Source organism: Citrobacter freundii complex sp. 2025EL-00176 (genome assembly GCF_053309355.1).
The window spans coordinates 487,167-503,625 of the sequence record NZ_JBRYHT010000001.1 but is presented as its reverse complement, the minus strand read 5'-3'; the positions used below and the strand labels follow the sequence as shown (position 1 = coordinate 503,625).

Annotated in this window: 13 protein-coding genes and 2 tRNA genes; 6 read left to right on the top strand and 9 right to left on the bottom strand. The window is 49.0% G+C overall.

All coding sequences use genetic code 11. The features are described from left to right. The first annotated feature begins 130 nt into the window (after positions 1–130). A tRNA-Asn gene (locus ACVXHP_RS02480) sits at positions 131–206 on the top strand. 164 nt (positions 207–370) lie between these two features. Here ACVXHP_RS02480 and ACVXHP_RS02475 read toward each other — a convergent pair. From ACVXHP_RS02475 to ACVXHP_RS02445, 7 genes are all read right to left on the bottom strand, one after another. After that, a complete protein-coding gene (locus tag ACVXHP_RS02475; protein ID WP_447570788.1) occupies positions 371–1,321 on the bottom strand; it encodes an AbrB family transcriptional regulator in 951 nt (316 codons plus the stop codon). A 140-nt stretch (positions 1,322–1,461) separates the two neighbouring features. Then, the gene (locus ACVXHP_RS02470) at positions 1,462–2,694 is read right to left on the bottom strand and encodes an ATP-grasp domain-containing protein (protein WP_447570787.1); all 1,233 of its coding nucleotides are present in this window, start codon (positions 2,692–2,694) and stop codon (positions 1,462–1,464) included. Beyond that, positions 2,694–3,332: a 2OG-Fe dioxygenase family protein gene (locus ACVXHP_RS02465; RefSeq protein ID WP_447570786.1), complete on the bottom strand. Its 639-nt coding sequence runs from the start codon at positions 3,330–3,332 to the stop codon at positions 2,694–2,696. Before ACVXHP_RS02465 ends, ACVXHP_RS02470 begins: the two co-directional genes overlap by 1 nt. Positions 3,333–3,490: 158 nt before the next feature. Beyond that, complete coding sequence (locus ACVXHP_RS02460) at positions 3,491–3,694, bottom strand: 2-hydroxymuconate tautomerase family protein (RefSeq protein ID WP_038639801.1); 204 nt, start codon at positions 3,692–3,694, stop codon at positions 3,491–3,493. Positions 3,695–3,709: 15 nt separating this feature from the next. Next, a complete protein-coding gene (locus ACVXHP_RS02455; RefSeq protein WP_316130577.1) occupies positions 3,710–5,050 on the bottom strand; it encodes a hypothetical protein in 1,341 nt (446 codons plus the stop codon). Further along, positions 5,040–6,902, bottom strand: coding sequence for an FAD/NAD(P)-binding protein (locus ACVXHP_RS02450; RefSeq protein WP_447570785.1), 1,863 nt, complete (start codon positions 6,900–6,902; stop codon positions 5,040–5,042). Before ACVXHP_RS02450 ends, ACVXHP_RS02455 begins: the two co-directional genes overlap by 11 nt. Next, positions 6,899–8,089 carry an MFS transporter gene (locus ACVXHP_RS02445; protein WP_316130579.1) on the bottom strand — a complete coding sequence of 397 codons (1,191 nt, stop codon included), beginning with the start codon at positions 8,087–8,089 and terminating at the stop codon, positions 6,899–6,901. The genes ACVXHP_RS02450 and ACVXHP_RS02445 overlap by 4 nt, the downstream gene beginning before the upstream one ends. 108 nt (positions 8,090–8,197) lie before the next feature. Here ACVXHP_RS02445 and ACVXHP_RS02440 point away from each other — a divergent pair, with 108 nt between their 5' ends. Then, positions 8,198–9,070 (top strand): LysR family transcriptional regulator, encoded by an 873-nt coding sequence (locus tag ACVXHP_RS02440; protein ID WP_316130580.1) that lies wholly within the window; start codon positions 8,198–8,200, stop codon positions 9,068–9,070. A gap of 105 nt (positions 9,071–9,175) precedes the next feature. Here the strand turns inward: ACVXHP_RS02440 and cbl are convergent, their stop codons facing one another. Continuing rightward, positions 9,176–10,126, bottom strand: a complete 951-nt coding sequence (cbl, locus tag ACVXHP_RS02435; protein WP_447570784.1) for an HTH-type transcriptional regulator Cbl — start codon at positions 10,124–10,126, stop codon at positions 9,176–9,178. Between the two features lie 101 nt (positions 10,127–10,227). After that, positions 10,228–11,145: a nitrogen assimilation transcriptional regulator NAC gene (gene nac / locus ACVXHP_RS02430; RefSeq protein WP_316130582.1), complete on the bottom strand. Its 918-nt coding sequence runs from the start codon at positions 11,143–11,145 to the stop codon at positions 10,228–10,230. Between the two features lie 326 nt (positions 11,146–11,471). On the opposite strand from nac, the gene ACVXHP_RS02425 reads away from it, so the two are divergent. The 4 genes from ACVXHP_RS02425 to ACVXHP_RS02410 all read left to right on the top strand — a co-directional run bounded on the left by ACVXHP_RS02425 (position 11,472) and on the right by ACVXHP_RS02410 (position 16,439). Further along, a tRNA-Asn gene (locus ACVXHP_RS02425) sits at positions 11,472–11,547 on the top strand. Between the two features lie 208 nt (positions 11,548–11,755). Next, entirely contained in the window at positions 11,756–13,072 is a 1,317-nt protein-coding gene (shiA, locus tag ACVXHP_RS02420; protein WP_200006768.1) for a shikimate transporter, read from the top strand. 118 nt (positions 13,073–13,190) lie between these two features. Beyond that, positions 13,191–14,645, top strand: coding sequence for an AMP nucleosidase (locus tag ACVXHP_RS02415; protein WP_447570783.1), 1,455 nt, complete (start codon positions 13,191–13,193; stop codon positions 14,643–14,645). Positions 14,646–14,660: 15 nt separating this feature from the next. Then, a complete protein-coding gene (locus ACVXHP_RS02410) occupies positions 14,661–16,439 on the top strand; it encodes an aminopeptidase P family protein (RefSeq protein ID WP_447570782.1) in 1,779 nt (592 codons plus the stop codon). Positions 16,440–16,459: the final 20 nt, after the last annotated feature.

Genomic DNA, 16,459 nt, shown 5'->3' with positions numbered 1-16,459 from the left:
GCAAAGTTTTTTCCATTTAAAATGTCTGCAAATGCAACAAACTGTCGAGAGAAGCATCAATTGAGCGTTATTCAGGAAAATGGGGTTTGACAAAAAAAATTTCGCCGCTAAGATTAGCCTCCACAACGATTCCTCTGTAGTTCAGTCGGTAGAACGGCGGACTGTTAATCCGTATGTCACTGGTTCGAGTCCAGTCAGAGGAGCCAGATTTAGAAAACCCTGCTCAGGAAACTGAGCGGGTTTTTTTGCTATTGTGGCGTTGATCATTGTGCATACTAAAGCATCAGGCCAGAATGGTTTCCAGTCGGGCCAGCACTTCATTCACGACAGTGTCGGGGCCACAACAATGCCTTGCTCTTCAAGGAAGACATTAATCCACTTTCATCTGTCTTTTGCGAAAGAAAACCAATGCAGGAACGGTATGAATGAGAAGCATACGAATAATATGATTCGCCATAACAAAGCTCGCATCCGCTTTTAACGCCAGCGCGGCAAATGACATCGACTCCACGCTGCCGGGAACCCAGGAGAGCATCAACACCGGGAAGGGATAATCCAGCAAGCGCGCCGAGATAGATGCCATGATTATCGTCACCCCCAGTCCAATCAGAACAAGCTGTACCGAAGACCAAAGATGACGACTAAATTCAGCCATCGAATAAGTCGTAAAATGATGCCCCAGCAAGATCCCCATCAACACCATGCTAATCTGGTTAAAGAGATCGGGGAAAATTAGCGGTTGTGAGGATAATGGGTGCAATACAGCCGCGCAAACCAGCGAGGTTATCATAAAGGGTGCCGGGAAATGTAAGCGCTCCAGAAACTTCCCCGCAATATATCCTGCTAATACCATTCCGGTCAGCCAGAGCAGATTGTGCCCGGAGAAAAAAACGGCTGGAGTCGCTGCCAGAATATCTGCAGATGCCCCACGGGTGATATACCCGGCCAGAAACGTCAGGGTAATGAGACGCAGAGAATGCGAGATCACAATCTTTTGTGGCGGCGTCTTAATATGGGAGGCTAACGCCAGTACCGCCGCCATCGCTCCTGGCACTGCACCTAAAAGCGCCTCTTCTTTACTCCAGCCTAACCGCCGCACACACCAGAAGTAACTCAAGGTAAATTGTAAAGATAAGCAGAATAATAACAAAGCAAACAAAAGGCTTATCTGCCGATGTTCGCCATATGAAAAATCTCTGAACATAATCCCTATCGAGATTCCGAGAGAAAGCTGGATAACCGTGATACTCCCCGGCATTGAGGATACGGAGAACCCAATACGTTTAAGCATAAGCACGGTAAAAAGGGCACCAAACATCATGCCCAGCGGAACGTTACAGAAAGTGAATCCCTGCCCGACGAGAAAACAGAGGATAATACCTGCCAATACTCTCATCCAGTACCTCTCCAGGCCGGTTGTTCAGATAACAATAATTTTCGCCAGCAACGTCATAAATATATTCAGTGCACCGTATCTTTAACCCAATGCGTATTATCGCTCACCCATTGCGTTAGTATCGCAAGATGTTCCTCAATTTCGCGACTGGACTCACCTTCAACAATAGCACTGACAATCTCACCATTCGTCAGTTTCATCACATCGTAATGACGTCCGACAACACCTGTAGCCCGATAATTGATCACAAAAGGTAACGGACATTTATCCGCAATAGCCTGTAAGGTTCCTTGAGAAGGCGGCACATTCAGTTGTCCAACCCGGATAACAGGTGTTCTTTGCGCTAAATCCCGCGGATACGTTTCGCTCAGACAGGCCTTGAGCCATGTCATACGCGGATCGAGGCCAAACGCCGCACCTAATTCTTCATTAACGAAACATCCGCCTAACCGGCAGGCAAGCTCGCCGAAAATAATATTACCGCCCTGATCCACAAATACCTCAAGATGAAGTAAGGTGTTTTTCTCAATAGGGAAGACTTCTTTCGCAAGGTATTTTGTATAGTCAATCAACTTCTGGTGTAGCGAATTATCATCTTCCATGACCAACCCTAAGGTTTGCCCTGATAGAAAATCAAGACAAGATACCGTGGCCCGAGAGGCGGAAATAAATATGGGTTTCCCCTGCAGATACAACGCGTTGATCTGATAAGCCTCACCTTCGATAAACTTCTCGATTAATAGATTATGGTATTCAGAGGATTTCATCTGCGCCAGATATTTAAATAACTGACCTTCATTTTTTAAAACCACCACCCCCAGAGATCCACGTCCATCATTTGGTTTTATCACGCAGGGATATCCTTGTTGCGCAATAAATGAGGCCATTGCCGTCGCATTTCCCACGCGAGCCATCGCTGGAATCGGCAACTGATATTGCTGCACACGGGATTTCATCAGAAACTTATCGCGAAACAGGATCGCCGCATTCTCACGCCCCTGCGTTAAACCTAAACGATCGCTGATCCTTGCCGCTCTGAGCACATCAATTTCAGCCAGGAAGTAAATACCGCTGGCGTTGTTCGAACGTGCATAATGATAAATATCCAGTTCTACCAGGGGATTATCGTTAAAGTTTTCATAAAACAGAAAAGTAAAATCATTCCCCATATGATGCAAAATCGGCGCTTTTTGACTGGCGCAGGTGGCTATCACTAACGGCGTTGATTGCTGGAGTTCATGCCAGGCGTTTGGCGAGTGTTGTAAAAGAATTTTGGGTGGGCACAGTAAGATGTTCATTATTTTTCACTCTCGATATCAAACGTAATGACAAACACATCCCGAAATCCTTTCCCGGGCAACAACGGTACCACTGGTGCGGTATAATGCAGATAATTAACATCATTGAAAATGATCGCCTCCCCCGCCAGAATTTTGAAGGTTGTTGCGTCATTTCCGCCGTCGTGATGAGGGATTAACGTGGTATCCCCACCGGCGATATTTTCCATTTCGCTGCAATAGACGGCAATGAACTTGAAGCCATCCTGATGAATACCTTCCGGAGCAGGATAGCCCGGTTGTCGATCATGTGTTGTAATTCTTATTTGATGAATACCAACGTTATAGTTATCCTTCGGTAGCAATGGCAGTAATTTGCGGAATACCAGATTCATAATTTCTTCGGCAACATCCTGTTTTATTGCTGGATACTTTCTGCTAATGCCACCTGAATATGTATTAAGTTTTTCAGACTGAAAGAAAACTCCGGCCTCGCACAAACTAAAATATTTTTCACACCCTGCCTTTGCCTGAAGATAACTTCGAAAACGAAATTTTCCATCTTCAGCTTTAAGCCAGGGATCAGGTAGCAACTCATCAAAGCTTTTTTTAACATTAATCGAGGTATTACCCAAACGTATATGATGATAAGCATGCATATATGACATCCTCAGAAAAGAGACAATAATGTATGTTGGTTATTTTTCTCAGCTTATGACACCGGCAAGGGCCAATATCATTACCTGCATCCAGGGCAAAACACGATGACTGCGGATATCAGGCGAGGAACGCACGTTCCCCGCCATCACATTCACTATTACTGACTTTTTTTACGCAACTCGGTCACCGGTACGCCGCCAATCCCCCAGTTATCGGTATCGACTTCGTCAATAACCACAATGGTTGTAGCAGGGTTTTTATTAAGCACATCCACCAGTAGCTGAGTCGCGCCTTCCATCAGCTGTTTCTTTTGTTTATCGGTCACACCTTCTTTAGTGATCTTAATATTTACGTAGGGCATAACAACTCCTGTAAACTAAATGATTGTGGATAATGCGCCGAGGTAGCTAAGCGCAAACAGGTTAAACAGCAGAACATAACCATAATGCATCTGGAAACTGGTTCTGCCGGGAGAAACATTAAGGCTGTTGGCAGCAAAAATTGCGTTTATCGATACCGGAGATAACAGTTGCGTAGCAATAAAAAGGCAAATCCAAATCTGATAATCCACCACGCTGCCGGAAAGATAGTCGGAAAAAATCGACCACGACACACTAAATATAATTAGGGGATGAATACCAAGGATACCAGGCAAGGGCAGAACAAATAAAATAATGGCATAGCACTGAAAAGTTGTAAGACCGCTAACAAACGCTGTAATGCCTTGCGGGATGTTTGCAAATAACATCATACATACCGATGTTAATAGGCTACATGCCAGGAGTAATACCACTTCTCCGGAGATCCCCTGAGCAGATTCAGACAGTTGTTGTGCCCACTGCTTTTTGCGATTCACAAAATGGCTGACGATAAAAAGAACAACTGCCGTGAAGGTGATGCTCTGCAAAGGATTCAACCCCAGCACGCTCAACGATAGAATAAAGCTTCCCCAAAACAAGCCGATAAAAGCAATAATGGAGGTCATATTGCCGCGGTCAGAAACCGTATGGCTATCTTCGACAACCAGTTGGACACGCGATTTCTGGTTTAACAGGATACTGAATAAAAACAGGGGAATGCCGACCAGCATCGCCGGAACATGAGGGATATCCGGCATAGCTGCCCATACCGCCGCCGCACCAATAGTCGTCGGCATTAAAACCATCGTGATACATACCGTACGGGTGACAATCTTCGCCAGGTTAAACTTCGGTTGAACCACTTTTTTCAGGCTATCAAGCAGGAGAGGAATGGCCCCAAGGCTCATTGGCCAGGTTAAAAAAGCGGTCAGCAACGTAATGGACAATGTGACTCGAGACGGTTTTTTCTGAAGTAAATATGCCCCCAGCGCAGCGTTAAAATTTATCGCGTTCATCACCTGCCGGAGTAATGCAATCCCCACTAGCAAGAACATGACGTCTGAATATCGTACAAAAACAGCGAGGAGGTTAAGTTCCCCACTCTTGTTTGCTGCCAGTAGAAAAATCATCGAAGCGATAAAAATGAGGATCCCACTTCTTGCCGATGACTTTTTCCACCAGAATGAAAAAGTTAACAGGATATACATTATTGACGCAACGAGTGCAAAAGCCGACATCACGGGATATTTTTCGGCAAGCACACAGGATGCAAGGAAAACACCCAATGAGATCACAATCATTGAGGATTGCAGATTTTGCCATAGATTACCGTGCGCCTGGATTTGCTCAGCCTGCATTAATGGCAACCTCATGCTGAACATTGCGATGGTGCAATTGTTGATACATATCGGTTACACAGCGCCCGGCATCGACCAGGAACCTCGAATTGACAAGGGGTCGGGGCAATACATAAGTGTAAAAATTAGCCCCTTCCGCTGGATTGCCTAACACCCAAATCGATTCTTGCGTTTCCCCAAGGCAGTTAATCGGATGCTGATTGATATCAATATCCAGCCCGCCTGGATGATAACCATCGTTCATAAAGGGACGAACAATGCCGTTGATAGTCATATTCCTCATCAACGTTGAAACGTCGTGCAACGGCGAAAAGTTAGCAATTTTGGCTTTTATCAACACATCAGCTTTCACTACGCTACTCTCATCTTTAAATTCAGAATGAACCTCGAACTTACCCTCATATTCATTCATCATTAACCGGGAATCCTTTCCTCCTGCCAGACGAACTATGTTGGCATGCATTAATGCCAACAGTTGTTCATTACGCAATTTCGGCGGACCTACGGCAATACGATTAAAGACAGGATTGATCTGCTCAATGAAGTATTGATGCGATTTCGCGTCAAGTCCGCAATTATCGATAGCCCCTCGCAAAATATCTCTTACGTCACGAATAATGTCGGTCGCCGCTTTAACTGGGCCCTTGACGTTGCCTTTGTCAGACTCATGCAAGTCATCGCGTAAAAAATCAATAAACCATTGGCTATATTCTTCCAGGCAGGCATGTTCCTGATGGCGATGAGGATAAAGTATGCTATCGATAATCGCGGCATCATGCTCATCAGCAACGTATGTCGTGGGTTCCTGCCACTTCCCCTCCAGAGTAGATCGATAGACGTAGCACATTTCTTTATGCAGCAACGGAAAAATTTGTTCGATGAAATTTATTTTTGATGTGGCATTATGAATTAAATTCTGGACACGAAATTCATTAATTGCGGCTGAAGTTAAGAATCGTGGTCGGTATTGACCGGCAACACCTTTTTGATTCATGCCGCGACTGCTGAAAGGCAGAGCCTGTCTGGAATAAATAAAAATATCAGGTTCATTGCCACTAGGGTGATAGCGAAGCATCCCATTGTCTGTCACAAACCGTCCACCACGTCCCAGTGTTAATTGAGAAATAACATCATAAGCTGTCAACCCAATGCCCTGGACGATAACCTTAGCTCGGGAGTGAATATTATTTAACCTATCAACCGGATAAGGCGTGGAATAATATTCCAGCAGTTCATTTTGCTTATTACTGCTGGCAATAAATTTTTCGACATAATGATCTTCCAACGTTTTCATATTGTCGCCATGGCCGGTTGTCAAATAGACAAAGTCAGCAACAATCCTCTGATTATCTTCTAAAACGATGGCTGATTGTTTATCTTGCTGAATAAAAAGATTAGTTGCCTGCTGATTTACTTGTGTTACCGTCAGACTGGCTGGCAGATTTTTTAGTATTCTCTCATACGCCCAATTCAAATATTCTCCCAGTAGGCGACGAGGCAAGTAATCATTTGCATCAATAGCTCTACCTGTTTCGCTTTTTATATAGCGATCACCCACTTTGCGATAACCCTGATTGTTAGCCCATTGATGAAAACATGGGCCCGGGCGAAAAGGGCCGGCATTTTTTACGGTCGCATCGCCAAACAATGTTATTTGACAGGCAACAGTATTAACTAATAAATGATCGGGCTGAGACAAACTATGCGCTCCCACACCCATGGCATTTTTATCAATAATAATAATCTGCATGTGTTCATTAATCGCATACTCTGTATGCAGGGCACAAATCCTTTCCAGAATACTTAAACCACGCGGTCCCATACCCAGTATAGCCACTGTCATTTTTTTCATTCTTTGCTCCAACTGTCTGAATATTTAACTTTACTGTATTGTAAATAGCTAATCCCTGCTGCGATAAATAACGAGACTGCACCCAATAATATGGAATAGGTCATTCCATTTTTATTGCTCTGGAAGGCACTGACAATTAATGGACCGACGATCTGCCCAACCCCATAAGTCAGCGTAACGAGGCCAAGAAGGTTAATATTTTTTGGTGCCCTTATTTTTCTTGCCAGCGGCATGACCAAAGAACTTGTCCCCATGAATGTGCCGCCAAAACCAATACAGCTAATGGTTAGTAGCAATGGTGAGTTAATAAATATGGCCATGACTACGCAACTCGCCTGAACAATTAAGTTAACACTTAGGCAGGATAATATATTCCACTTGCGCGCGGCCCATAACCAGCCATAGCATCCAGGAATAACGGCAAGACCGACAATGGACCAGATATGGTCGGCTAAAAAGGTGTTGCCAACCCCCCGGGCCATTAACGGTAAATATGTAGCGACAATGATATAGCCGAATCCGGCCAGACCATACAGTAAGGCTAAATTCCACCACTGGATATCAGGTTCCGCACTTACGACTGCTTTTACCGGGGGGAGCATATGCTTATCTTTCGGCAATAAAATCAGCAGGATAACGAAAAATATCGCTGAAAGTATGGAAGCGCCAATCCACAACAAGCTTGAATCTAACGCGTAAGACACGCCAGCGATGACATATTCATTACCGATAAAAATGCCTATTCCTACGCCTGAAAACAGTGAGGCGATAACAAAAGGATTATGGGTATGCTGGAGCACCAGCATTGAACCAAATATCATCATTCCCGCGCTTGCCACACCCGCAAGGAATCTGATTAACAGAATAATTTCAGGCTGAGTCACTTTTGCCATCAGAAAAATCAGCAGGCCTGTGAGTAACGCTGAAGCCAGTAACAGCATTCTTAACTTATTGACTGCGTTGAAAATACCAAATGAGAAAAGGAGACTGCCGACGAGGTAACCTGCATAGTTTGCGCTGGCAATTAAGGATAATTGCGAAAAGGTAAAAAGCCCTTCATGAAGCATAACGGGAAGCATAGGGGTATATAAAAAACGCCCAATTCCCATTCCTAAGGTCAAGACGATCATACCAAATACAGCAGTACTCAGCTGACGATGGCCAATAGCGCTGTGATCGAGATCCATTTTTTGGCCTCAAAAGACGAATTAAGTTTGATTGTTATCTTACACAAGGAAATGATAATAAAAAGTTAATAAAAATGACGAAAACATTCACTTTAGGTAATGCCTTCTATGAACAGTACCTCGCTTAACTTGTTTAAAACGGTTGCGGAAACGGGTTCCATATCCGCTGCTGCACGTAGTCTGCACTGCGTTTCATCGAATGTCACAACCCGTCTCAAACAGCTGGAAGCCAGCCTTGACGTATCTCTGTTTGTCCGTGAGAAAAATCGTCTCTACATCACCCCAGAAGGCGAGCTTCTTCTTCGCTATGCCAACAAAATTCTGGCCCTGTTACACGAAGCGGAATTGTCCATGCATGGAACAAAAGTGGCGGGACCGTTACGCATCGGCGCAATGGAAACGACCGCAGCGGTACGTCTGCCTTCGATACTGGCGAATTTCCACCGCGAAATGCCTTCCGTTGAGCTAAACCTGAAAACCTCCCCCACGGAGGTACTGGTGCAGCACATCCTGAACAATGAACTGGAAATCGCTTTCGTTGCCGATCATCAGGGACTGCACACGGAAAATTCGCCTCTGCAATTGCACATTTTATGTCAGGAAACGCTGGTACTGGTGACGGCGGCAGAGCACCGGGATGTCATTACCGGCGCGGATCTCAAGGTGTCAAGACCGCTGGTCTTTGTTAAGGGGTGTAACTATCGCTCCCGTCTGGGACAATGGCTGCGGCTGCAGGGCGTCGATTATGCCGATCCCCTGGAGTTCGGCTCTTTTCAGGCGATCCTTGGCTGCGTGAGTGCCGGAATGGGGATTGCCCTGTTGCCAGAGAGCGTAGTCAGACAGTATGAACATAATTTCCCTATCCGAAGCCATACGATTACGCCACAAATAGGTAACGTGAACACTATGATGATATGGCTTAAAAACCGAGAAGTCAGCCGGGTGCTTAATCGCTTTGTCTCATTTATTACCGGGGCTTAATTTTTCGCTACAGACAACGGTGCAATGCAGGCCGCAGAATCAGTGGAAGACTGGCGCATTCAAAAGAGCGCCAGTGGCAAAGTAATTGATATTGAAAACCCCGCTTTATATCTGATAATCAATCACCGTTTCATCCGGCTCCATTGCCTGGCGCTTAATTTCATCCACAGATAATCCAGCGTTACAGAGTTCGATAAATCGCCAGACGTAGTTGCGCTGCAGTTGTCCTCGTTTCAGACCCAACCAGACGGTATTCGCATCAAATAAATGTCGGGTATCCAGACGGGTTAAGCTCCCCTCTTCCTGCTCACCGCTGGATTGCTCAGCCACCAGCCCAATACCCAGTCCCAACGCCACATAGGTTTTAATCACATCTGAATCCTGAGCGCTGAGTATAATATCCGGCACTAACCCTTTACGAGCAAACGCTTCATCAATACGCGAACGTCCTGTAATTCCCTGACGATAAGTAATTAACGGCCAATGGGCGATGGATTCCAGCGTTAAAGGGGATGTTTTGACGAGTGGATGATCGTGAGGAACAAGCAGACTGTGGTACCAACGAAACCAGGGAAAAGCGACTAACAGCGGATCGCTACTCAGACGTTCACTGGCGATCCCAATATCTGCTCCGCCATTTTGCAACAATGCATCGATCTCCTGTGGCGTGCCCTGAATCAGCTCCAAACGCACCTCCGGGAAAAGCTCACGAAATGCTTTAATCACTGCGGGCAGGCTATAGCGCGCCTGGGTATGCGTGGTGGCTATCGTCAGAACACCTGAGGTGTCATTGGTAAACAGATCCGCCAGTCGGCGAACATTACTGGCCTCATTCAGAATACGTTCAGCAATGACCAGCAAGGCTTTACCCGGTTCGGTCATGCCCAGCAGGCGTTTCCCGCGACGAATAAATATTTCGATGCCAAGTTCATCTTCAAGTTCACGAATATGTCGGCTGACGCCCGACTGCGAGGTATACAATATATTCGCGACTTCTGTCAGGTTGTAATCCTGACGGGCCGCCTCGCGGATTATTTTAAGTTGCTGGAAATTCACTTTGCGCTCCGGGCACATCAGACATTACGCTATTGTTAAAGTCTGATGCCCGGCATAACAAATAATAAAAACCTGCATCTTATTCCTTTGGGGAATAAGGTTTAGCTCACCAACTGCAGTTCGCGGTTTTCCAGCGTCGGTCGGCTAACCAGCGACAACAGGATCTCCTTAACTGCCTGCGCTTGTGGCGACAAGCTCCCCATGGCCGACACATTCAACGAGAGCGGCAGATTCATTGATGGGGTGGTAATCCGCGCCATCCAGCCATTTGCTGCATTGCACAATGCGCGGGCTGCGGATTCGGGTAACACGGTAACGCCCATACCGCTGGCAATGGCAGCCGTTAAGGTCGAGATAGACTCGATTTCGCCAATGACTTTGGCCGTTAAGCGACGTAGTGAAAAAGCCTCATCCACCCGCAAACGCACCGCACTGTAATCCCGCGGCAAAAACAGATTCATCTGTGCCACTGCGGCTAAATCAACGCTTTGGCCCGGGCACTCACGTGTCCCCACCAGGAAAAGATCCTCTTTCAGCAACGGCTGACAGCTTATGCCCGCCACGGGCGAACGCTCATAGAGCACCGCCATATCTAATTGTCCGCTGAGAAGTTTGTCATTTAGCACTGCCCCACTGTTTTCATGCAAATAGACCAGTACATCGGGCAGCTCGGCACGTACTGTTTGTAATAGTGGCATAGTGATGGATGAGGCCGCCGTACCCGGTGCCAGGCCGATAGAAACCTGACCACTCAGAGTCTGGCCAACATTATTGACCGCAAGTTGCGCCTGTTCACACTGACGTAAAATCGTCCGGGCGTGGGTATATAGCACTTTCCCCGCTTCCGTGGGCGTAACGCCACGCTTGGTACGAATCAGCAATTGCTGATCCAGTTCGCCTTCCAGCGTGGCGACCTGCTGGCTCAGCGCGGGTTGCGCGATGTGCAACACTTCCGCTGCCTGGGTCAGGCTACCAATATCGACGATTTTTACGAAATATTTCAGTCGTCTGAAGTTCATTTTGCCTCCTGTCGGAATACCAGAACCCGTGCTGGCAGTCATGTGATTCAGGATTGCAAGATACTTGCCAGTTTCGTCGGAAGCGGAGTTTTACCCCTGACGCCGCGTCAGGTAAGGAGCACAGTGAAGAATGACATTTTTTATACGCCTATACAGATGACTGTGGCTGCCCTGGAAAAGGTAGACACGCACCAGAATGGAGCAAAAACATAAAAAGATGGAAAGTTCGCCGCTTTGCTGATTTTGTCAGCAAACAAACGCACAATTGCATTTACCCCTTTGACAACCCTCATCACCCTCGCTACTATGCGCCTCGTTCAAACGATTCCTCTGTAGTTCAGTCGGTAGAACGGCGGACTGTTAATCCGTATGTCACTGGTTCGAGTCCAGTCAGAGGAGCCAAATTTAGAAAAGCCTGCTTTCGAGCAGGCTTTTTGCTTTTCTATTTTTCCATTCGTCTTATTTTTCATGTTGCCCTCTGTGAGGGATATAATCGTTTAATCTTCCCGTCTGTCGCGGTAATCTCATAACTCTCGTTAATATTACAACTGCAATGTGTGTAACCCAATTCAATACTAATAATTAAAAAAACAGTACAGACAGGATAACTATGGATTCCACCCTCACCTCCACGGGTCCCGAACAGGACGCCTCTTCGCTCAACCGTGCCCGACGCGCTGCGCTTGGTAGCTTCGCGGGCGCCGTGGTCGACTGGTATGATTTTCTGCTCTATGGCATTACCGCCGCGTTAGTCTTTAACCGCGAGTTCTTTCCACAGGTCAGTCCGGCGATGGGAACACTTGCCGCCTTCGCTACCTTTGGCGTCGGATTTCTGTTCCGCCCGCTAGGCGGGGTCATCTTCGGCCACTTCGGCGATCGTCTTGGGCGTAAACGTATGCTGATGCTCACCGTCTGGATGATGGGGATTGCCACGGCGCTGATTGGCATTATTCCTTCCTTTGACACCATTGGCTGGTGGGCCCCCGTTCTGCTGGTGACGCTGCGCGCCATTCAGGGCTTCGCCGTAGGTGGTGAATGGGGCGGCGCTGCGTTGCTCTCCGTCGAAAGCGCACCGAAAAATAAAAAAGCCTTCTACAGCAGTGGTGTACAGGTCGGGTACGGCGTCGGGCTACTGCTGTCTACCGGCCTCGTCTCGCTGATTAGCTCTCAAACCACCGATGAGCAGTTCCTCAGTTGGGGCTGGCGTATTCCGTTCCTGTTCAGCATCGTGTTGGTATTAGGCGCGTTGTGGATGCGTAACAGAATGGATGAATCGGCCGAGTTCGAACAACAGCAACAGGCCCCGCAACCGGAGAAAAAGCGGCTACCGGTCATCGAGGCTTTAATCCGCCATCCGGGCGCGTTCTTAAAAATTATCGCCCTGCGCCTGTGTGAACTACTGACGATGTATATCGTCACCGCATTTGCCCTTAACTACTCGACGCAAAACCTGGGCCTGCCGCGCGAGCTGTTTCTGAATATCGGATTGCTGGTCGGCGGGCTGAGCTGCCTGACCATCCCCTGCTTTGCGTGGCTTGCCGACCGCTTTGGTCGTCGTCGCGTCTACATTACCGGGGCACTGGTCGGTACGCTAAGCGCCTTCCCGTTCTTTATGGCGCTGGAAGCGCAGTCCATTTTCTGGATCGTGTTCTTCGCGATTATGCTGGCCAACATCGCGCACGATATGGTGGTGTGTGTGCAGCAGCCTATGTTTACCGGCCTGTTTGGCGCAAGCTATCGCTACAGTGGCGCTGGCGTTGGTTATCAGGTGGCCAGCGTGGTTGGTGGCGGTTTTACCCCCTTTATTGCGGCGGCACTGGTGACATTCTCAGGCGGAGACTGGCACAGCGTAGCCATTTATCTGATGGCGGGGTGTCTTATCTCCGCCACTACTGCGCTGTTGATGCGGGATAAGCAGCACGGTTAACCCCTGGTGCGAAGGCCATCAGGTCTTCGCACAATCTTCCTTAACGTCTGACTTTTGTTTCACATTCCTGTGACATACTATCGGGAGAGCGGTATATCTGTGGAACAAGGAGACAGACATGAAAAATAAGGGCGCCAGCCTGACCCCGGCTCAGGCACTGGATAAACTGGACGCGCTGTACGAACAGTCAGTTACATCACTGCGTAGCGCCATTGGAAAGTATATTGAAACAGGGACGCTCCCTGACGTAATCGCCCGCCATAACGGTCTTTTTGTTTACCCGTCACTTCGTGTCACCTGGGATGGCAGCGCCACTAATCCTCCGAAAACCCGCGCCTATGGCCGCTTTACCCATGCAGGGTGCTACACCACCACCATTACCCGTCCGTCGCTCTTTCGTCCTTATCTTGAAGAACAGCTCACGCTGCTGTATCAGGATTATGATGCGCATATCTCCGTTGAGCCATCGCAGCATGAAATCCCCTATCCCTATGTGATTGACGGTTCTGAACTGACGCTGGATCGCTCGATGAGCGCCGGATTAACGCGCCATTTCCCCACCACTGAATTGTCGCAGATTGGTGACGAAACGGCGGACGGGATTTTTCATCCGGCGGAATTTTCTCCCCTGTCTCACTTCGATGCCCGACGCGTGGATTTTTCACTGGCGCGACTACGTCATTACACGGGAACACCGGTTGAACATTTCCAGCCCTTTGTGCTGTTCACCAACTACACCCGCTATGTCGATGAGTTCGTACGCTGGGGCTGCAGCCAGATCCTCGACCCGGACAGCCCATACATCGCGCTGTCATGCGCAGGCGGGATCTGGATCACCGCCGAAACCGAAGCGCCAGAGGAAGCCATCTCCGACCTTGCCTGGAAGAAACACCAGATGCCCGCCTGGCATTTAATCACCGCTGATGGTCAGGGGATCACGCTGGTGAATATCGGCGTCGGCCCGTCTAACGCCAAAACTATTTGCGATCATCTCGCCGTACTGCGCCCTGACGTCTGGCTGATGATTGGGCACTGTGGCGGCCTGCGCGAAAGTCAGGCAATTGGCGATTATGTTCTGGCCCACGCTTATTTGCGTGATGATCACGTGCTGGATGCCGTACTCCCACCGGATATCCCGATTCCGAGCATCGCTGAAGTGCAACGCGCGCTGTATGACGCGACCAAAGAGGTCAGCGGCATGCCCGGCGAAGAGGTCAAACAGCGCCTGCGTACCGGTACCGTTGTCACCACCGACGATCGCAACTGGGAATTACGTTACTCCGCCTCTGCGCTGCGCTTTAACCTTAGCCGCGCGGTGGCTATCGATATGGAAAGCGCCACCATCGCCGCCCAGGGCTACCGCTTCCGCGTTCCCTACGGCACATTGCTTTGCGTTTCCGACAAACCCTTGCACGGCGAGATCAAACTGCCCGGCCAGGCCAACCGTTTTTATGAAGGCGCCATTTCCGAGCACCTGCAAATAGGTATCCGGGCTATCGATCGTCTTCGCGCCGAAGGCGACCGACTGCACTCCCGTAAATTACGCACGTTCAACGAACCGCCGTTCCGTTAAGGCCTGAAGGTAACTATGCACAACTCAACTCCTCTTTCCGCCCTGCGTAACCTGCTGATAGCGCAGGGGCTGGATGGTATGATTGTCCCGCGCGCCGACGCTCACCAAAGTGAAGATTGTACGCCGCATGATAATAAGCTGGCCTGGCTGACTGGGTTTAGCGGCTCTGCGGGACTCGCGTTGGTCCTGCGCGACCGCGCATTAATGTTTGTCGATGGGCGCTATCAGGTCCAGGTGCGCAATGAAGTCTCGCTGGATGATTTTGAAATTCATCATTTACACGACGAACCGCTGGCCGACTATTTGCAGTCTCACGTGGCAGCGGGTACACGTATCGGCTTTGAGCCGCTGCTGATGGTCAACAGCCAGTTTGAAGCGCTGTCGGCTACCCACTGCGAACTGGTGCCTGTGGAGCAAGATCCCTTCGACCAGATATGGCTAGATCGTCCGGCAGCGCCCTGCGGCATCATTCGCGAAATGCCCCTCGACATCAGCGGTGAGAACAGCGCACAGAAACGAGCGCGGGTGGTAGAACTGCTCGCTCAATACCAGGCCGACGTGCTGGCGATTACGCTGCCGGATAACATTGCCTGGCTGCTCAATGTCCGCGGTTCGGATCTTGCTATGGTTCCGGTGCCGTTCTCATTTGCCCTGCTCCATCGCAGCGGCGAACTGGAATGGTTTGTAGATAGCAATAAAACGCAGCAACTCCCCGCATCGCTGTTAGATACGCTTACGCTGGCCCCGCAAGAGAACTTCCTGGCTCGCTGCCAACAGTTAGCCAATGGCAAGCGCTTCCTGGTCGATAAAGATTACGCTCCGGTGGCGTTGCGTTTTGCCATAGAAGAACATGGCGGCAACGTCCTCTGGGCCCCCGATCCCATCACGTTAATGAAAGCGCATAAAAATGACGTTGAACTGGCAGGCTATCGGGAATGCCATGAACAGGATGGCGCAGCCTGGGTTAACTTCCTCGCATGGCTGGCGCATGAGGTCCCTTTACGCGAAGCGGCAGGCAATCCAATCACCGAACTGGAAGCACAGGCGAAACAGCTGGAGTTTCGCCAGCAGCAGCCGGGATTTATCGAGCAGAGCTTCAGCACGATTTCAGCCTCTGCCAGCAATGCGGCGATGTGTCATTACCACTCCAGCGAAAAAACCAATACCTCAATTACCTCGCAGGCTATGTACCTGAATGATTCCGGTGGTCAGTATCAGAATGGTACGACGGATACGACGCGCACCCTCGCATTTGGCCCACAGGATCCACAGCGACGCTTACACTACACCGCCGTGTTGAAAGGCTTCTTGTCACTTATTTCACTGCAGTTTCCCAGCGGTACTCAGGGCCATCAACTGGATGCCTTTAGTCGACGGGCGTTGTGGGATTTAGGACTGGATTTTGATCATGGTACCGGACACGGCGTGGGCCATCAGTTGCTTATCCATGAACAACCCCATCGCATTGCCAAAAAAGTTAACCCCTGGCCTCTGGTCGCGGGCAATATCATCACCATCGAACCGGGTTATTATCTGGCCGGGCAATATGGGATCCGTATTGAGAATCAGGTGGAGATTATTAACAGCCGTCCGGGCTTCTGCCGCTTCTCAACGCTGACGCTGGTGCCGATTGATTTGAACCTGGTGGAACTGCATCTGCTGAGCGATGCTGAGAAACAGTGGATTGATGATTACCACCAGCAGGTCAGAGAGACGTTATCCCCGCGCGTAAACGCAGAAGCCCGTCCGTGGCTGTTCGCCGCCACTGCGCCCATTCGCGTTCAGGCCAATTAATGCATTAAAAAAGGCAGCCC